Origin of the sequence: Sporosarcina ureae (genome assembly GCF_002082015.1) — a bacterium.
GTDB classification, from domain to species: Bacteria; Bacillota; Bacilli; order Bacillales_A; family Planococcaceae; genus Sporosarcina; species Sporosarcina ureae_A.
Genome location: NZ_CP015109.1, coordinates 3,151,213 through 3,169,040, shown reverse-complemented (window position 1 = coordinate 3,169,040; position 17,828 = coordinate 3,151,213). Strand labels below are relative to the sequence as shown.

The following is a 17,828-nucleotide window of genomic DNA, read 5'->3' as shown; positions in this document are numbered from 1 at the left end:
TGAATAGCTTACTTCTCTTCTGAAAGTGTTAGTAAGTCATCAAGTTCATCTTCTTCATCATGTGCTGCGATTACGTAGTTTGTAGCATTTAAACCGTATGATTCACGGATCTTAGATGCAATTTCATCACGCATTTTCAAGTTTTCTTTCAAGAATTGCTTTGCGTTTTCACGGCCTTGTCCTAAACGCTCGCCTTCATAAGAATACCAAGCACCACTCTTTTGGACGACTTCTAACTCCGAGCCTAGATCGAGAATTTCGCCCTCTTTTGAAATTCCTTCACCATACATGATATCTACTTCCGCTGTACGGAATGGAGGGGCTACCTTATTTTTCACAACACGGATTCTTGTTTTGTTACCCATAATATCATTAGCTTGCTTAATCGCTTCGCCTCTTCGTACTTCAAGACGAACAGAAGCATAGAACTTCAATGCACGTCCACCAGGCGTTACCTCTGGATTACCAAACATGACGCCTACTTTTTCACGAATTTGGTTAATGAATACAGCAATAGTATTTGATTTATTAATTGCACCTGAAAGTTTACGCAACGCTTGAGACATCAAACGAGCTTGCAAACCAACATGTGCGTCTCCCATTTCGCCTTCAATTTCTGCTTTTGGAACAAGTGCTGCTACCGAGTCCACTACGACAATATCTACCGCACCAGAACGAACAAGTGCTTCTGCGATTTCTAATGCTTGCTCACCCGTATCCGGCTGTGATAATAGTAAGTCATCGATATTAACACCTAATTTTTTTGCATAAACAGGGTCTAATGCGTGTTCCGCATCAATAAAAGCTGCAGTACCACCGCTTGCCTGCACTTCTGCAATTGCGTGCAACGAAACAGTCGTTTTACCAGAGCTTTCTGGTCCATATATTTCAATTACTCGTCCACGTGGATATCCGCCTATTCCTAATGCGGCATCCAAAGCCAATGAACCCGATGATGATGTATCAATTTGAAGATCTGTCTTTTCACCCATTTTCATGACAGAACCTTTACCAAATTGTTTCTCTATTTGTTTTAATGCCATATCTAGTGCCGCTTTACGATTGCTCAATTATAATTCCTCCTCAAACTCTTTTTCTACTCTTAGTATACCTTTTTTCAACGTAATACACAAGAATTAAACGAACGGGTATTCGATAAACTGAGTGTAGAAATTAAAAAACAAGCACAAAAAGCGGGGATAAATTGATTTTTGATAGCTAATTCAAAGGCAAAATTCAATACTTCAGTTCTTTTTTCTCTTTCATTTTTTGAATGAGATAATGTAAAGCAAATTGAACGGAACGTTTACGATTTGAATCACGAGAACTTGATAGCTGTAACTTATAAGATGCTGTCTTCATACCTTCTGCTGCAATGCCGATCCAAACTGTACCAGGTGGCTGTCCATCATGCGGTTCAGGACCCGCTGCACCTGTCAGACTCACTCCAAATGTCGTGGTAAATCGTTCTTTCACACTTTCAGCCATAGCTTCAGCACATTCTGCACTGACAATCCCATGGAAATCAAGCAAGGAAGGCAATATATCTAATTGCTCGATTTTCATCTCTTTATTATACACTACTACGCCACCTTTTAGCGCATTGCCGATTCCTGCTTCTGAACCAAGTTCCGCCATAAACATTCCGGTAGTTAGACTTTCTGCCACAGAAATAGTCCAATCATTTTGTAGCAAAAGTTCAGTCGTTTTGGAAGCAAGCGTATCTTCATCTACACCATAGATAAACTCCCCAACAATAGAGCGAATTTCTTGTTCTACAGGTAATATCAATTTCTGTGCTTCTTCTTCTGTTTTCGCTTTTGCAGTAATGCGTAAATTGACCATGCCGGGTGAGGCCAATGGTGCAATTGTAGGGTTCGTTTGCTTCTCTAGAACGGACTGGATACGAACTTCCAATTCCGACTCACCGATCCCTTGCAACTTCAATACTTTAGAAGAAATTACATCTTGTTTCCCGTATACACCAAGTAAATATGGAATCGCTTCATGTTCGAACATGGGCTCCATTTCATGAGGCGGACCCGGCAATAAAATGTACTGTTTATTATTTTTACCTATCGCCATACCAGGTGCCATGCCATTTCGATTTGGCAATACTGTAGATCCTTTTAACACAAGAGCTTGCTGTTTATTATTTTCTGTCATCACTTTGCCGGCGTGAGTAAAATAATCTTCGATCGTCTTCATTGCATCTTCATCAGATACAAGCTCACAGTCCAATTCAAGTGCAATAGTTTGTTTTGTCAGGTCATCTTTTGTTGGTCCGAGACCCCCACTAAAGATGAGAATATCCGCACGCTGCTGAGCTAATTGGATTGTTTGTGACAAACGTTTAGGATTATCTCCTACGACCGTATGACAATACACATCAATTCCCACTTCAGCCAATCTAGCTGATATGAACCTTGCGTTAGTATTGGTAATTTGCCCTAATAGAAGCTCGGATCCTACCGCAATTATTTCTGCTTTCATGAATACCGTTCCCCCTTACATGGACTCGACTAAAATTTTACGATTTTTAATGAAGTAATCAACACCTGACCAGACTGTAAACACTAATGCTATGTATAACATAATCGTTCCGAACGGAATACCAATCGCTTCGAAGAAAATATTATGCAATAAAAGAAGTGTGATCGCTAGAATTTGCGCAACTGTTTTAATTTTACCTAACTGGTTGGCTGCTACTACTTCACCACCACCTGCTAAAATTAAACGTAATCCTGTAACTGCGAACTCTCTACTAATAATGACGATGACAATCCAGGCAGGAGCCGTCCCCAATTCCACTAACAAGATAAATGCAGCTGAAACTAATAATTTATCTGCTAACGGATCCAAAAACTTCCCCATATTTGTCACTAGGTTGTTTTTCCTTGCTAAATATCCATCTAACCAATCAGTTGTAGAAGCTATGATAAAGATGATTGCGCCCACCAAATGTTCAATAGGCATTTCAGTTCCACCTAACTGAATCATCCCCCATCCGAAATCCACTGCAAGAAACAGGATGAAAACAGGGATCATACATACTCTGGAGAGCGTAATCTTATTTGGTAAATTCATTACATGTCCACCTTCCTAACAGCATATTCTATTTGTAAAGAATAAAATAGTCACCTTTTTAGATGACTATTTTTCTACGGTTTTTTTAATACGATATTTTGTGGGATAAGGTCTGTTGGGTAATCTATGCGTTGCCCATTAACGGACAACTCCGCGTTCTCGTAATTACCAACTCGTATTCTTAAACTTTCCGCATCGTTCGCTTCAATTTCAATAGTTTCACCTTCTTGAACTACTCGGGCACCGCTTGGTTCAGGCATCCGTTCTTTGCCATCTTGATCGGTTACTGAGATCCAAGACCTTCCTGTCGTTTTGACAATCAATATAATTTCGTCAGAATCAGACAGTTTGAATGTAGACGTTTCACCCACAGTCGAAGCATGTTCAAATGGCTGCTTAGGTTTCTCGACTTCCACAGAACCTGGTTCATCCGTCATGACTGATGAACCAGGTTCTGTTGATTCCCGATCTAGAGCCGGATCTGTCGCTTTGTCTCGTAATAAAGTATAAACAATAACAAAAATCATGATGATAAATAGTGCAACAATTATTTTTGGCATCGCTTCTCTTAACTCATTATTTTGCTTTGAACTTGCACTTCGTTGCATGGTGGCTGGTACAGTCTTCTCTTGTTTCTCTTGCACTGCATCTTCGTACTCATCTTGATAAAGATTGAGTATTTCATCCGCGTCCAAGTCCACCGCTTCTGCATACTGTTTAATAAAAACACGAACGTAAAAGGCGCCAGGAATAACTTGAAATTCTTCATTTTCAATTGCCGACAGGTAACGTTGTTGAATTTTCGTACTGTCCTGCAAATCTTCTAGCGTCAATCCTTTTGAAATCCTCGCTTCTTTCAAACGAGCACCAATTCCGATCAAACTCAACACCCACCTAACTCATTTCGATCAATTAAACATATTGAACCCGCCCATAGGATTACGGTTGGACATAGGATCATTCTTTTCTAAAATGTCGTAAGTGATCTCTTGATCCACAGTTGTGCGTAACTCTATGATAATATCAAAGTCTTCAATTGTATATTCAGATTGCTTCACGAACATATCCGGATGCTCGACCACTTTAATGGTCGGCAAGCCCATGATTTCACGCACTAATTGCATATGACGTTCGTCAGAGGTTTTTCGCGTCACGATTCCATCAAGTATAAAGATGTTATCGTCTGAGAACTCATCACCCATCATACTCGTTCTAATCGTTTGTTTAATCATTGTAGAAGACAAAAAGACCCATTTCTTATTGGCACAAACACTTGCTGCTACTACGGATTCCGTTTTGCCTACCCGCGGCATGCCGCGAACACCGATTAGCTTATGACCATCTTGTTTGAAAATCTCTGCTAAAAAGTCTACTAAAATTCCAAGCTCACTTCTTATGAACTGATACGTTCTTCGGTCATCAGTTCCGCGCTGAATATAGTGTCCGTGACGAACAGCCAATACATCACGCAACTTAGGTTCTCTGATCTTATGGATCACAATTGCATCCATAGTAGATGCGATTAACTCGAAACGTTTAATTTGCTGATCATGATCGGTGTGAACGAGCATACCACGGTATCTGCCATCCACTCCATTAATGGTCACAATATCTACTCGCAACATACCAAGCAACGAAGCAATATCCCCTAGTAACCCAGGCCGATTGACTTGTAACTCATATTCGACATACCACTGTCCCATTCAACACACTCCCTCATAAAGCCACTTTTTTCAGCATAACAAGTATGCACTTAGTTCTATAATAGCGGATAACGAAAGCGAATTAAAGAAGAAAAGAAAAGGACAACAGGCATTGTCCTTTTCTCAAGGCCTTACATATACCAGCCACCATTGATTTGAATTATTTCACCTGTCATATAATCTGCTTTGCCACTCAGCATAAATTCGACCATATTTGCTATTTCCTGCGGTGTTCCAACAGACAAAAGTGGAATTTGATCAAGTACCATCTGACGCTCCTCAGTAGAAAACTCCTGATTCATGCGGGTATCAATCCACCCGGGGGCAATCGCATTGACTCGTATGCCTGAATAGGCAGATTCCTTTGCATATGCTTTGACAAAAGCATGCTGAGCTCCCTTGACTGCCGAATACATTACCTCACCCGCAGCTCCCGCACTGCCCCATATCGATCCTATAAACGTAATATAAGAAACATCATGCTTGCGTAGTTTTTCAGATAACAGCGCAATTAACCGAGCTGGATTTTGCATATGAACCTGCCACAATTCCGCCATGTCCATTTCACTTGTATCCAACAGCAGTTTTACGACTGCCTGACCGTTGGCTACAACAATTGCTTGAACACTTTGAATGCTTGCCGCTAATTGTTCTGCCGCTTGCTCCACTCTAAAATCAGCTTGCACACTACGGAAATGCTGGGTAGGGTATGTCTCTTCTAACTCCACACGCAATTGATTGAGCTGATTTTTATTCGTATTATAATGCAAATACAAAGACCATCCCGCTTCAGCTAGTTGTTTACAGATCGCTTCTCCAATTCCTCCAGAAGCCCCTAAAACGAGAGCAAAACGCGTCATACTCATTGCGTTTTCGGTGGCAGTACTTTGAAGATTGTATAGCTACTGTCATCGGAGAAAGTCGCAAATGCTTGTTTTAACTTATCCATCGATAAGTTTTCCAAAGTCGGTACGACATCAAATAAATTCATTTTGTTAAATTCATATCGAGTATATTGATTTGCGATAAATTCAATGGAGTTCAATGAACGCATAAATTGACCGATTTTTTTTCTACGCATTCTGTCCAAATCTTCTTCTTGCACCGGCCAATTGGTTTTCGCATCTTTAATCGTATGACGAATTAACTCTTCTAAGCGCTCTGGCTCATCTGTATCAGAACCGACCATGGCAAAGCCGTAGCCTTCTTCCATAGAGAATTCATAGGAGAATGATTCATCAACTAAGCCCTCTGCATTCGCTTTTTCGTAAAATGCAGATGTACGACCGAATAGACTATCTAGTACGAGATTTGCTGACAACTCTGTTTCAAGCATTTCTTGGCCCTGTAGATCGATTTCATTACATTTCATACCAATATTCAATTTGGGTTTCGAAACATCCATTGTCAATGTACGTTCAGGCACATCCACTTTTTTGGATTCAGTCGGGAATTGACGTTCAATCGCTTCAGGTTTATCAAATGATTTCTTTGCTTGATCTTCTTTAACAAATGCCATCATTTCCTCTGGCTTCACTGCTCCAACAATAAACAATAGCATATTCGACGGGTGATAGAACGTCTCATAACATGTATATAAATGTTCAGCCGTAATATCCTGAATAGATTCGACAGTTCCCGCAATATCGATTTTCACTGGGTGGTTTTCATAAAGGTTTTCAATTGTCCCGAAATATAATCGCCAGTCAGGCTGGTCGTCATACATTGTAATTTCCTGGGCAATGATCCCTTTTTCCTTATCCACAGTTTGCTTTGTAAAATATGGTTGTTGAACGAAGTCGAGTAGTACCTTTGTGTTTTCTTTTAGTTTATTAGTGGCAGAAAAAAGATATGCCGTTCTACCGAATGTTGTATACGCATTTGCAGAAGCGCCATTTAAACTAAATTTTTGGAATACATCTCCGTCTTCTTTCTCGAACATTTTGTGCTCAAGAAAGTGAGCAATACCATCAGGTACTGTGATGAATTCATCTTTGCCGTGCGGTTTGAATGTACGATCAATGGAGCCGTACTTCGTTGTAAACGTTACAAATGTTTTGGAAAATCCACGTTTCGGTAGAATAACAACTTTCAGTCCATTATCTAGTGTTTCTGTATAAATCTTCTCTTGAAGTTGATCAAATTTTATTTCTTTCATTTGGAAACGCCCTCCTTACCTGACAACAAATACACAATTTCCAATTGAATTGTATTCGCCATTTCCTTTATGTCTTCCAATGTGACTGACTCCCACTTTTGGATCAATCTTTCAGCAGTGAAGCTCTCGTCTAACTCTTTATATTGATCATAAATCTCAATCTGACTGCGGGCTGAATCATTTGCACTCAAGATACTGTTTTCTAGAAGTGCAATCGTCTGACTCAACTCAACCTCTGTAATATCACCATTTTGTAATGCTGTCAGTTGTTCAAGAATTAGCTTAACAGCTTTCTCTTCTAAATCTGCATCAATACCTGCCGTGACGTAGACGATCCCGTAATGCGAAGCAAATGCGCTATTCGCATAGTATGCCATACTTTCTTTTTCTCGCACATTCATGAATAGTTTACTGTGAGCAAAGCCACCGAAAACACCATTTGTTATTTGCATTTTGTGGTAATCAGGATGATGGAATGATACCGGTGTATGGAAACCAAGATGAAGTTTACCTTGTTTCATGTCTTGTTTTTCTCTAACTGTATTCACAGAACCTGACACGTTTACATCCGGCAAGTCATTTTGTTTCGCTGCATCTCTTGCTTCGAACGGCAAGAATTGCTTAATTTGCTCGATGATTTCCTTTTCATCTACATCGCCTACTACATAAATATCAATCAAATCATTATTGATCATATCTTCGTATGTAGCATAAAGACTTTCATTCGTAATCTCGGACACTGCAGCTTCGGTTCCGTAAGCCGAAATGGAGGCCGGATGATCTGGTCTCATAATTTCAAGCATACGTTTTTGTGCAAAGCGTGTTTTATCGTCATAGATAGAACGTATCCGATCACGGACATTACGCTTTTCTCTTTCTGTAACATCTGGATCAAATGCTTTATTCGTTACATTCGGATCAAATACTACAGAACGGATCAATTGCCATAACTGTTTAAAAATATCTTCCCCTACAAAAAACTCATCGTTCACACATTCCGTATAAAGCGAAACCATATGTTGAGAGCTTCTTTTCGAGACGTCCGTAAATAATACCGTACCGTACAACTCATCGAGCGCCTTGCGCATTGAACTCAATGTGGGATACTGCTTTGTTGAATCTTCCATCACGTTCGCCAACACAGTACGTTCAGAAGCTTTCTTCTGATCCAATGGCGCTTTCCACTTAATTGTCACGTTCACTGTTTTAAACTGTTCCGTTTTCCGTATATACAAATGAACTCCATTTTGTAATTTTGTTTTATTGAACATACAAACACCTCGTTTACCTTATTATATGTATTCCTAGTCTCACTATACATTTTAGCCTGTCATTTGGAAAATGATACAACTTTTAAGTGCGGATGGTAGAGAATAACCACGACCAAAGCTAAATACGAACGAAAACTTCGGCTTTTTATCGCTACAACCTTATAAAAGCTACCTGAAGAGTATATATCTCCAGGTAGCTTTTATAACTTTTATCTATTTCCTTTAACGTAAGGCTTACCAAGTGCTTTTGGTGCTTTCGCTTTCCCAAGGAATCCGGCAAGAGCCAGGATAGTTAAAATATAAGGGAAGATATGGAAATACACTGCTGGAATATCTTCTAAGAATTTAATACTAGAAGAACTAATTGCTAACGCCTGTGCAAAACCGAAGAATAACGCGGCTCCCATAGCTCCTAATGGATGCCATTTACCAAAAATCATCGCTGCTAGCGCCATAAATCCTTGTCCATTAATAGTCGCATGTCCAAAATCATTTGTGATGGTTTGAGAATAAACTGCTCCACCTATTCCTGCAAGTCCCCCAGAAATCAGAACCGCGATATAACGAATTTTTGTTACTTTAATTCCCATTGTGTCTGCTGCCATAGGATGTTCACCTACTGAGCGGAGACGTAAACCAAATGGTGTTTTGTAAATAACAAACCAAGCAATAAACGCAACGGCAATCGCCAATATAGAAGAACCATAGACTAACTTAAAAAACATAGGGCCAATGATTGGAATATCCTCCAAAAAAGGCACATTGAATCTCGGAATTTTTTGTTGAATAAAATCAGTTTGACCTTTGCCAAAAATCATTTTTACTGAGAACAATGCAACAGCCAAACCTAACATATTAATCGCTACACCTGATACTACTTGATCCGCTCGGAACGAGATAGATGCTATAGCATGAAGTGTTGCAAATAGTGCTGAAACGAGCATTGCCACAAGTAACGCAATCCAAGGTGTCCATGCTCCAAAGGTATCCGCGAAAAATAGATTGAATAGGATACCGATGAATGCCCCCATAATCATGAGGCCTTCTAATCCGATATTAATAACTCCAGATCGTTCAGAGAATACACCGCCAATTGCTGTGAAAATAAGAGGAGCTGCAGAAGCAATTGTTATAGGAATGATGAAATATAATACATCTAACATGTCACTTTGCCTCCTTCTTATTACGCAAACGTATGAGTCCTACACGGATGATGTATCCACAGGCAACAAAGAAAATAACCAATGCAATAATGATCGAAACGATTTCTACTGGAATTCCTGCTTCATTTGGCATATTATTCGCGCCATATTTCAATGAGCCGAATAACGTTGCACCGAAGATTACACCAAGAGGCGTATTCGCGCCTAGCAAGGCTACAGCGATTCCATCAAAACCGATCCCTGTAAAGCCACCCATTGAAGACATGTTACCAAACGTACCAAGTGCCTCCATCGCGCCCCCAAGTCCAGCGAACGCACCGGAAATGACCATTGCCAGTACAATATTCTTATTAGCGCTCATTCCTGCATATCGCGCTGCATTTTCGTTATACCCAACAGATTTCAACTCATATCCTGTCTTTGTTTTCTCTAAAATGAACCACATGACGACCACCATAGCTAATGCAACGAATATTCCGTAGTGCAATGTAGAATAGTCCGTTAGATTAGATAAGAACTCTGAACGAAGTGAAGCTGATTCATGGATGCGTTCTAATTTAAATCCACCACCGGAGAGTGTTTTTATTAATGCGTTCACTACATGTAAGGCAATGTAGTTCATCATAATGGTGACGATAACTTCATGTACTTTCAATGTTGCTTTTAAAATACCAGGTACGAGTCCCCATAGTGCTCCTGCTGCAGCAGCTGCTATGAGTGCGAAAGGCAAGTGAATCATTTTCGGAAGATCGAATGCCATCCCTACGTAAGCTGCAGCAAACCAGCCAACGATTAATTGTCCCTCTACTCCAATATTGAAAAGTCCAGTTCTAAAGGCGAATGCTACTGCAAGCCCTGCAAGTAAGTATGGACTGATTTGACGAATGGTTTCACCGATTGCATAAGAATCACCAAAAATACCATTCCATAATGCCATATAGCCTGTGATGGGATTATAGTCACTGATCAGCATCACGATCGCGCCTACTAAGAGCCCTAAAAAGATCGAAACTACCGGAACCAGTATAGTGATCATTCTATTCGACATGCTGCTCATCACCATCCTTCTCAGCAGCTAGTGCTTTTTTCTCCGCAACATCTTTAGAATGACCCGCCATCATCAATCCTAATGCTTGTTCGGTTGTTTCTTGCGGAATTACCGTACCTACAATTTTCCCGTCATAAATAACTGCAATCTTATCTGAGACATTCATGACTTCATCCAATTCAAACGTAATGAGCAAAACCGCTTTTCCACTGTCACGCTGTTCAATTAGACGACGATGAATAAACTCGATTGCTCCGACATCCAAACCACGTGTAGGTAATGCCGCAATCAGTAAATCGGGATTTCTCATTATTTCTCTCCCGATGATCAGCTTTTGCTGATTCCCTCCGGATAAAGCTCTTGCTAATTCATGTGTCCCCTGTGTTCTAACATCGTACTCTTTGATCAGTTCTTCCGCTTTTTCATTGACCACTTTATAATTCATAATTCCACCTTTAGATAATGGTTCATGATAATACGATTGAAGCGCGGTATTATACCCCACTGAGAAGTCTAGAACAAGTCCATGCTTATGGCGGTCTTGTGGTATATGTCCAATACCGGTTTCAGTAATCTTCCGCGGTTTTTTATTTGTAACATTTTCATCATTGATAAAAATGTTACCGCTTTTCACTTTAGTCAAGCCCGTGATCGCTTCGATTAATTCGGATTGACCGTTACCATCGATGCCGGCAATTCCAACTATTTCACCGCGACGCACAGAAAGATTAAGTCCTTTTAATTTAGCAACTCCCCGATAGTCATTAACTTGTAGATTTTCTATTTTCAATACTTCTTCCGTCGGGTGGGATGGGCCTTTTTCCGTTTTAAATGTTACTTGACGTCCTACCATCAACGTCGCCAATTCTTCGGGATTCGTTTCTGCTGTAATAACAGTACCAATTCCTTTACCTTTACGGATGACAGTTACTTTATCTGACACATTCATAATTTCTGCCAGTTTATGGGTGATTAAGATGATTGATTTTCCTTCTGCAACAAGTTTTTTCATAATACTTAGCAATTCATCAATTTCTTGAGGCGTTAAAGATGCAGTGGGTTCATCAAATATTAGGATATCTGCGCCACGATAAAGTGTCTTAAGAATTTCGACACGTTGTTGCATACCTACAGATATATCTTCTATCTTCGCGTACGGATCGACATCCAGTCCATACATCTTTGAAATTTCAGCAACTTTTTTCGCAGAATCCTTAATGTTGATCATTCCGGATTTAGTTGGCTCACTACCTAAAATAATATTTTCGGTCACCGTTAAATTCTCTACCAACATAAAGTGCTGATGCACCATCCCAATACCTAGATCATTTGCTACGTTCGGGTCAGTAATTGCTACTCTTTCGCTTCGAACGCGAATTTCTCCACCATCTGGTTGATATAAACCAAATAGTACGTTCATTAAGGTAGACTTCCCGGCACCGTTTTCACCAAGCAGTGCGTGGATCTCGCCTTTCTCTAGTTGTAATGTAATATGATCATTCGCATAAAAATTTCCGAACTTTTTTGAAACATCTAGCATCTCTATTACATAATCCATCCCAATCACTTCCTTGCCCATAATTGAATTCCATAGAATGAAGTAGCATAAACTCTCATTTTCAATAATACGTGATAAAGTCCCCGTATGAACAGTTGAACGCTTTGCTATTTTAGTTTAAGTAGCCTGTTGATAATTTTTATTATAGTTAATTTATTAATCTTAGAAATTAATAAAATAAAAGTTCCAAATGAACTAACAAAGAACCTTTATTTTAGCAATTTAATGAAATAGAGGCCGGGTATAAAAACCGGCCTCCAATTGTTGTACTGACCTTATTTTTTCTTTTCTACAAACTCTGGCACTTCAATTTCACCATTTGCAATTTTTTGTGCATGTTCATCAATTTGATCCAATACGTCTTGTGGAATTGCGCCACGTGAATCAGCAAGACCTAAACCATCATCTTTAAGACCGTATACTTTTGTTTCCCCACCAGGGAAGTTACCATTCATTGACAACTCGGCAATATCTTTAACTGCTACATCAACGCGCTTCAACATAGACGTTAGCGTAATGTTGTCATCTCCAACTTTACCTTCTTCATATTGGTCAGAGTCAACACCAATTACCCAAACATACGCATCTTTATCTGCTTGTTTACGTTCTTTCGCTTCAGAGAATACACCGTTACCTGTACCGCCCGCAGCGTGGAAGATAATATCTACGCCTGAAGAGTACATACGGCCTGCCTCAGCTTTCCCAAGTTCTGCTTTATCAAATGCACCTACGTATTTTGAGTCTACTTTGATTTCAGGCTTCACTGCTTTAACGCCTTCTAGGAATCCAGCTTCAAAACGCTCGATGACAGGGTTGTCCATACCACCGATGAAACCAATCTTATCTGACTTTGTCATTAATCCAGCTGCTACTCCGGCTAAATATCCTCCTTCTTGTTCTTTAAAGAGGATGCTAGCTACGTTTGGAGCATCTACTTCCCCATCAATAATAGAGAATTGAGTGTCTTTTTGTTGCGCGGCAATATCTTCAATTGCATCTTCCATCAAGAAACCTACTCCGTATATTAAGTTAAAGTCACGACGAGCCAAGTTGTTAAGATTTGTTGTATAATCTTCCGGACCAGTTGACTGCAGATAATCGTATCCGCCAGTTCCTTTTTCCCATCCTTGATCTTCTCCGAATTCTTTAACGCCTTTCCATGCAGATTGGTTGAATGATTTATCATCGATTCCTCCAACGTCAGTTACCATAGCAATTGAGAATTCGCTTTTCTCACCGCTGTCTCCTGTTGCCGGCTTTTCCCCTGCATTATCTTTATCGTCTGAGCCACATGCTGCTAACATTGTACCTGCAGCTAACACTAAAGACATTGCTAGACCAAACTTTCTTTTCTTCATCGATCATGACCTCCCCTAGATTTTCTTGGTATTATGTTAGGACGCAATACGTCTTATACCTTTACTCACACTAACTTTCAACTAAAACCTTTACCCTGAAGATAGATCGCTGTTAATAAATTACTCAAAATTCATTACCGTGCACGTACTAACGTTCATGGCAGCAATGATTGTGTCGCATTGCGTGATAGCGCTTTCTGTTTTGCTAAATATTGGATGACATACTCCATTTCTATAGCATGGGATGATAATTTCCTTCTACCTTCACTATAACATTTACTTAGGTAGAAGGAAATATCTAGCCGAAATCACGAATAACTTTGACTTATCAAAATATCAGTGAATGACACCTTACATTTCTAGTTCTGATTTAGCGAGTAGTACGTGTCTTGGCTTACTACCTTCAGGAGGTCCTACCACACCACGCGCTTCCATTTGATCTACTATACGTGCAGCCCTGGCATATCCAACGCGAAAACGCCGCTGGATCATCGAAACAGACGCAGTCTGCATATCCACCACCATTTGTACTGCTTCATCATATAATTCATCGGTTTCTTCATGAGGTGCTACTACCTCTACTTCAGTCGGAATCATTTCTTCTTGATATTGAGCTTTTTGTTGCTCGATCACAAAGTTCACTACCGCTTCTACTTCCTCATCTGAAACAAATGCCCCTTGAATACGTGTCGGTTTTGAAGCACCAGCGGGAAGGAATAACATATCTCCTCGTCCCAATAACTTCTCAGCACCAGCACCGTCTAGAATAGTTCGCGAATCGATTGCGGAAGATACGGCAAACGCAATTCGAGATGGGATATTTGCCTTAATGATACCTGTAATCACGTCAACGCTTGGACGCTGTGTCGCTATAATTAAATGAATACCTGCAGCTCTTGCCATCTGCGCCAGACGTGTGATGGAATCTTCTACGTCACTTGACGCCACCATCATTAAGTCGGCCAACTCATCGACAATGACAACGATATACGGCATGCGTGGGTGTTTCTCATCATGATCTTCATTCCATTGTTCAATGTGGTTATTATATCCCTCAATATTCCGCGTACCAGTATGAGAGAATAACTCATATCTGCGTTCCATCTCCGACACAACTCGTTGCAATGCTTGCGCTGCTTTTCTTGGATCCGTAACAACGGGGGCTAATAAGTGCGGTATGCCATTAAATACATTTAACTCTACCATTTTCGGATCGATCATCATCATTTTCACTTCGTGTGGTTTTGCCCGCATGATGATACTCATAATGATCCCGTTGACACAGACACTTTTACCGCTACCCGTAGCACCCGCGATTAATACGTGGGGCATTTTATTGAGCTCTGTCATCATGGCTTGCCCGGTCACATCACGGCCTAAACCTACTAGCAACTTGGACTCAGGAGGATTATTTTCCTTAGATTCAAGCACTTCACGTAAACTTACCATCGCCACCGCATTGTTCGGAACTTCAATTCCAACTGCCGACTTGCCAGGGATCGGTGCTTCAATCCGAATGCCGCTAGCTGCCAATGCTAATGCTATGTCATCCGCCAAACTAACGATGCGACTTACTTTCACACCCGTGTCAGGCAGGATTTCGTATTTAGTGACTGCTGGCCCTAAATGGACTTGTGTCACGCGCGTTTTGACTCCAAAACTCAGGAACGTTTTTTCTAGTTTCTTAGCGTTTGCCTGGATTAAATCATATTCTCCAGATTGGTCACTTGCTACAGGTGGTTCTAGTAGTTTGGCTGATGGCAAAATATATGATTCGTTTTCTTGTTCTCCGCCCATTACAGGATAATCAGCCGCAGGATCTATGGGATCGAGTGTAGAATCCTCTTCAGGTTTCGACTCCGTTTCCTGTTCAATTTCTGGTTGCGTTGCCTGTTCAATTTTTGCTGTGAAGCTAGAAATAATCGGTTCACTGGCAGGCTCCGGATTTTCTTGTACCGCTTCTCTTTCAGAAGTGTCTACCGGTTTCGGCTTACTCCTTCTATTACTACGTGCACTTTCTTTACGTTTTTCTTCAGGTGACTTGACTGATTTCTTTTCCCTCGCTGCCCACTTTTTCTTTATATCATTCATTAAGATTGGTGTTTGCTCTACTAGGAACGGAATCAATGCCTTTCCTGTCAACAGGATGATACCAATGAGCAGTAACAGCACTCCAGCTACTGTAGCACCCGATGAATCTACCAATGAATAAAACATCGCAAACAGTACAGCACCTAGCATGCCGCCACCTAAAGTCCCTGTTTGGTCATGTATCCCATCATTTGTGATGAGTACTTTCCATGTTTCCTTTAATGCTGAATTTGACATCAAAACCTTGCTTTCATATAATGTTTGAAATAAATGAACATGACTGAACAGAAGCATACTGCCTAAAATGAATAAACAACCGATTACGACTCGATGCTTGTATCCACCAATCTGTCTTTTAATCATGAAAATCAATGCCTGCACAATAATTAAAAATGGCAATGCAACGTACCAGTTCCCTAATAAAAATCGAGAAAATGCCGATAAACCCCGACCGATAATACCAAATTCAAAGATCATTATTATTGCGATACCAATTAGGACGACGCCTAGAATTTCAAACCAGAGCGGTTGCATTTGACTTTGCTGTTTTTTCTGTTGTCTTTTCTTCGCTGGCGCTCTCTTTTTAGCACGTTTTTTCGCCATTTGCCAACCCCCTTTCTGCAAAAAAGATTTCCAGCCGTAAAGGCATGGAAATCCAATTGTTTTTGATTCGCCAACAAACGGTGTAGATCAGTACTCCATAATGATTGGAATAATCATCGGGCGACGTTTTGTTTGCTGATACAAATACGAACTCAATGTCTCACGGATCTCTTGTTTAATGTTTGTCCATTCGAACGTTTCTTTATTCACATATTTTTCGACGACTTTAGTAATCAGTTTTGTCGCTTCATCAAACAGTTCCTCCGATTCGCGTACATAAACAAAGCCTCTTGAGACCACTTCGGGACCCGCTGCGATTCGTTTTTGCTTTCTGTTCAATGTCACAACGACTGTGAAGATTCCATCTTGAGATAATAGCTTACGGTCACGCAACACGATGTTGCCTACATCACCCACACCTATACCATCGATCAAGACATTACCAGCCTGTACTCTACCTGCCATACGAAGCTTTTCGTTCTTGAATTCAACAATATCGCCTTTATCCGCTATAAAGATACGGTTTTTAGGCAATCCGATTTCTTGAGCAAGCTTGGAATGTGCAATCAGCATACGATACTCTCCTTGGATTGGGATAAAGTATTTTGGTTGCATAAGATTTAACATCATTTTCAAGTCTTCGGCAGAACCGTGACCGGATACGTGTACATTTCGTGTGGACGTCAGTACAGTTGCTCCAGCCTTTGCTAGCTCATTCATCATCTTGTACATGGAAGTTTCCATAACAGGTGATGGCGTGAATGTGATCAATACTGTATCTGAACTTTTGATATTAATTTCTCTATGATGTTTACGGACAATTTTCTCTAAAGCTTCTAGTGGTTCACCTTGGTTACCCGTCACGATAATCACGATATCTTGATCATCATAACGCTCCATGTCTTTTACCGGAATTACAATATCTTCTTCCACTTGTAAATAACCTAGTTTTAACCCGACTTCAAAGTAGCTCTCCAAGCTTTTACCAACCACTGCTACTTTCTTTTTCTTTGCTGCCGCCTGGTCTAGCACTTGCTGAATCCGAATGAAGTTTGATGCATACAGCGCTACTAGAATTCTTCCTTGTACTTCATGGAAAGTTTTAAAGAGACGTTTTTCGATTACAGACTCAGACGTTGTATAACCTGGACGTTCTGCTTCTGTAGAATCGGACATTAAGATAAAGACACCCTCTTCACCAATTGTAGCCATTTTTGCAATGTCAGGGCGATACTTACCTTTTGCTGCTTGGTCGAATTTGAACTCTCCTGTATTAACGATTGCACCTTCGCTTGTATGGAAGACAATTCCTAGAGAATCCGGAATACTGTGTGTCGTGTAAAAGAACGTCACATGCGTGCGCTTGAAGTTCATACGGCTTTTGTTTGTCACTTCAAAGAAGCGCACATTAGATGGTGCTGGCATGTTCTTCAAATGTTCTTTCGCTAACGCTAATGTCAACTTTGTACCGTACACAGGGGCTTGTACTTTCTGTAGTAAATAAGCAATAGATCCAATCGCATCTTCATGACCATGTGTTAAAAAGATTCCTTTGACCCGATCTTTATTTTCTTCCAGATAGGTCATATCAGGTATTACAAAGTCAATACCTAGCATTTCCGTTTCCGGGAACATTAAGCCTGCATCCATAACAAATAGCTCATCATCGATTTCAACGACATACATAGACTTGCCGATTTCCCCTACTCCACCTAGTGGAATTACTCTAATTAATTCATTTTGTATTTTCGTCACATTGTTTCCTCCTATATTCTATTCCCGCCCACA

The 17,828-nt window shown here is 40.4% G+C and carries 14 protein-coding genes; all 14 read right to left on the bottom strand.

What is annotated here, in order from left to right:
* Positions 1-8 precede the first annotated feature (8 nt).
* The 14 genes from recA to SporoP17a_RS15285 all read right to left on the bottom strand — a co-directional run bounded on the left by recA (position 9) and on the right by SporoP17a_RS15285 (position 17,795).
* Positions 9-1,070: a recombinase RecA gene (gene recA / locus SporoP17a_RS15350; protein ID WP_083035490.1), complete on the bottom strand. Its 1,062-nt coding sequence runs from the start codon at positions 1,068-1,070 to the stop codon at positions 9-11.
* Positions 1,071-1,236: 166 nt separating this feature from the next.
* Entirely contained in the window at positions 1,237-2,493 is a 1,257-nt protein-coding gene (locus SporoP17a_RS15345; RefSeq protein WP_083035489.1) for a competence/damage-inducible protein A, read from the bottom strand.
* A gap of 15 nt (positions 2,494-2,508) precedes the next feature.
* Positions 2,509-3,087 carry a CDP-diacylglycerol--glycerol-3-phosphate 3-phosphatidyltransferase gene (pgsA, locus tag SporoP17a_RS15340; RefSeq protein WP_083035488.1) on the bottom strand — a complete coding sequence of 193 codons (579 nt, stop codon included), beginning with the start codon at positions 3,085-3,087 and terminating at the stop codon, positions 2,509-2,511.
* A 74-nt stretch (positions 3,088-3,161) separates the two neighbouring features.
* Positions 3,162-3,968, bottom strand: a complete 807-nt coding sequence (locus SporoP17a_RS15335; protein ID WP_167693451.1) for a helix-turn-helix domain-containing protein — start codon at positions 3,966-3,968, stop codon at positions 3,162-3,164.
* 27 nt (positions 3,969-3,995) lie between these two features.
* A complete protein-coding gene (locus SporoP17a_RS15330) occupies positions 3,996-4,790 on the bottom strand; it encodes a DUF3388 domain-containing protein (RefSeq protein WP_083035486.1) in 795 nt (264 codons plus the stop codon).
* Positions 4,791-4,921: 131 nt separating this feature from the next.
* Positions 4,922-5,650: an elongation factor P 5-aminopentanone reductase gene (gene ymfI / locus SporoP17a_RS15325; protein ID WP_083035485.1), complete on the bottom strand. Its 729-nt coding sequence runs from the start codon at positions 5,648-5,650 to the stop codon at positions 4,922-4,924.
* Between the two features lie 2 nt (positions 5,651-5,652).
* Positions 5,653-6,948: an EF-P 5-aminopentanol modification-associated protein YfmH gene (gene yfmH, locus SporoP17a_RS15320; protein WP_083035484.1), complete on the bottom strand. Its 1,296-nt coding sequence runs from the start codon at positions 6,946-6,948 to the stop codon at positions 5,653-5,655.
* Complete coding sequence (gene yfmF / locus SporoP17a_RS15315) at positions 6,945-8,219, bottom strand: EF-P 5-aminopentanol modification-associated protein YfmF (RefSeq protein WP_083035483.1); 1,275 nt, start codon at positions 8,217-8,219, stop codon at positions 6,945-6,947. The genes yfmH and yfmF overlap by 4 nt, the downstream gene beginning before the upstream one ends.
* 209 nt (positions 8,220-8,428) lie before the next feature.
* On the bottom strand, positions 8,429-9,382 hold the full coding sequence (locus SporoP17a_RS15310) for an ABC transporter permease (protein WP_083035482.1): 954 nt from the start codon (positions 9,380-9,382) through the stop codon (positions 8,429-8,431).
* A 1-nt stretch (position 9,383) separates the two neighbouring features.
* Entirely contained in the window at positions 9,384-10,430 is a 1,047-nt protein-coding gene (locus tag SporoP17a_RS15305) for an ABC transporter permease (RefSeq protein WP_083035481.1), read from the bottom strand.
* Positions 10,420-11,988 (bottom strand): ABC transporter ATP-binding protein, encoded by a 1,569-nt coding sequence (locus SporoP17a_RS15300; RefSeq protein WP_083035480.1) that lies wholly within the window; start codon positions 11,986-11,988, stop codon positions 10,420-10,422. The genes SporoP17a_RS15305 and SporoP17a_RS15300 overlap by 11 nt, the downstream gene beginning before the upstream one ends.
* Before the next feature lie 275 nt (positions 11,989-12,263).
* Positions 12,264-13,346, bottom strand: coding sequence for a BMP family lipoprotein (locus SporoP17a_RS15295; RefSeq protein WP_083035479.1), 1,083 nt, complete (start codon positions 13,344-13,346; stop codon positions 12,264-12,266).
* Between the two features lie 351 nt (positions 13,347-13,697).
* Positions 13,698-16,040 carry a DNA translocase FtsK gene (locus SporoP17a_RS15290; protein ID WP_083035478.1) on the bottom strand — a complete coding sequence of 781 codons (2,343 nt, stop codon included), beginning with the start codon at positions 16,038-16,040 and terminating at the stop codon, positions 13,698-13,700.
* An 87-nt stretch (positions 16,041-16,127) separates the two neighbouring features.
* Positions 16,128-17,795: a ribonuclease J gene (locus SporoP17a_RS15285; protein ID WP_083035477.1), complete on the bottom strand. Its 1,668-nt coding sequence runs from the start codon at positions 17,793-17,795 to the stop codon at positions 16,128-16,130.
* Positions 17,796-17,828 lie beyond the last annotated feature (33 nt).

Bases quoted from the DNA above. Each gene is read 5' to 3' on its own strand.
- SporoP17a_RS15310 (WP_083035482.1), bottom strand. From the start codon at position 9,382: ATGTTAGATGTATTATATTTCATCATTCCTATAACAATTGCTTCTGCA.
- SporoP17a_RS15290 (WP_083035478.1), bottom strand. From the start codon at position 16,040: ATGGCGAAAAAACGTGCTAAAAAGAGAGCGCCAGCGAAGAAAAGACAA.
- SporoP17a_RS15330 (WP_083035486.1), bottom strand. From the start codon at position 4,790: ATGGGACAGTGGTATGTCGAATATGAGTTACAAGTCAATCGGCCTGGG.
- ymfI (WP_083035485.1), bottom strand. From the start codon at position 5,650: ATGACGCGTTTTGCTCTCGTTTTAGGGGCTTCTGGAGGAATTGGAGAA.
- yfmH (WP_083035484.1), bottom strand. From the start codon at position 6,948: ATGAAAGAAATAAAATTTGATCAACTTCAAGAGAAGATTTATACAGAA.
- SporoP17a_RS15295 (WP_083035479.1), bottom strand. From the start codon at position 13,346: ATGAAGAAAAGAAAGTTTGGTCTAGCAATGTCTTTAGTGTTAGCTGCA.
- SporoP17a_RS15305 (WP_083035481.1), bottom strand. From the start codon at position 10,430: ATGTCGAATAGAATGATCACTATACTGGTTCCGGTAGTTTCGATCTTT.
- pgsA (WP_083035488.1), bottom strand. From the start codon at position 3,087: ATGAATTTACCAAATAAGATTACGCTCTCCAGAGTATGTATGATCCCT.
- yfmF (WP_083035483.1), bottom strand. From the start codon at position 8,219: ATGTTCAATAAAACAAAATTACAAAATGGAGTTCATTTGTATATACGG.
- SporoP17a_RS15345 (WP_083035489.1), bottom strand. From the start codon at position 2,493: ATGAAAGCAGAAATAATTGCGGTAGGATCCGAGCTTCTATTAGGGCAA.
- SporoP17a_RS15300 (WP_083035480.1), bottom strand. From the start codon at position 11,988: ATGGATTATGTAATAGAGATGCTAGATGTTTCAAAAAAGTTCGGAAAT.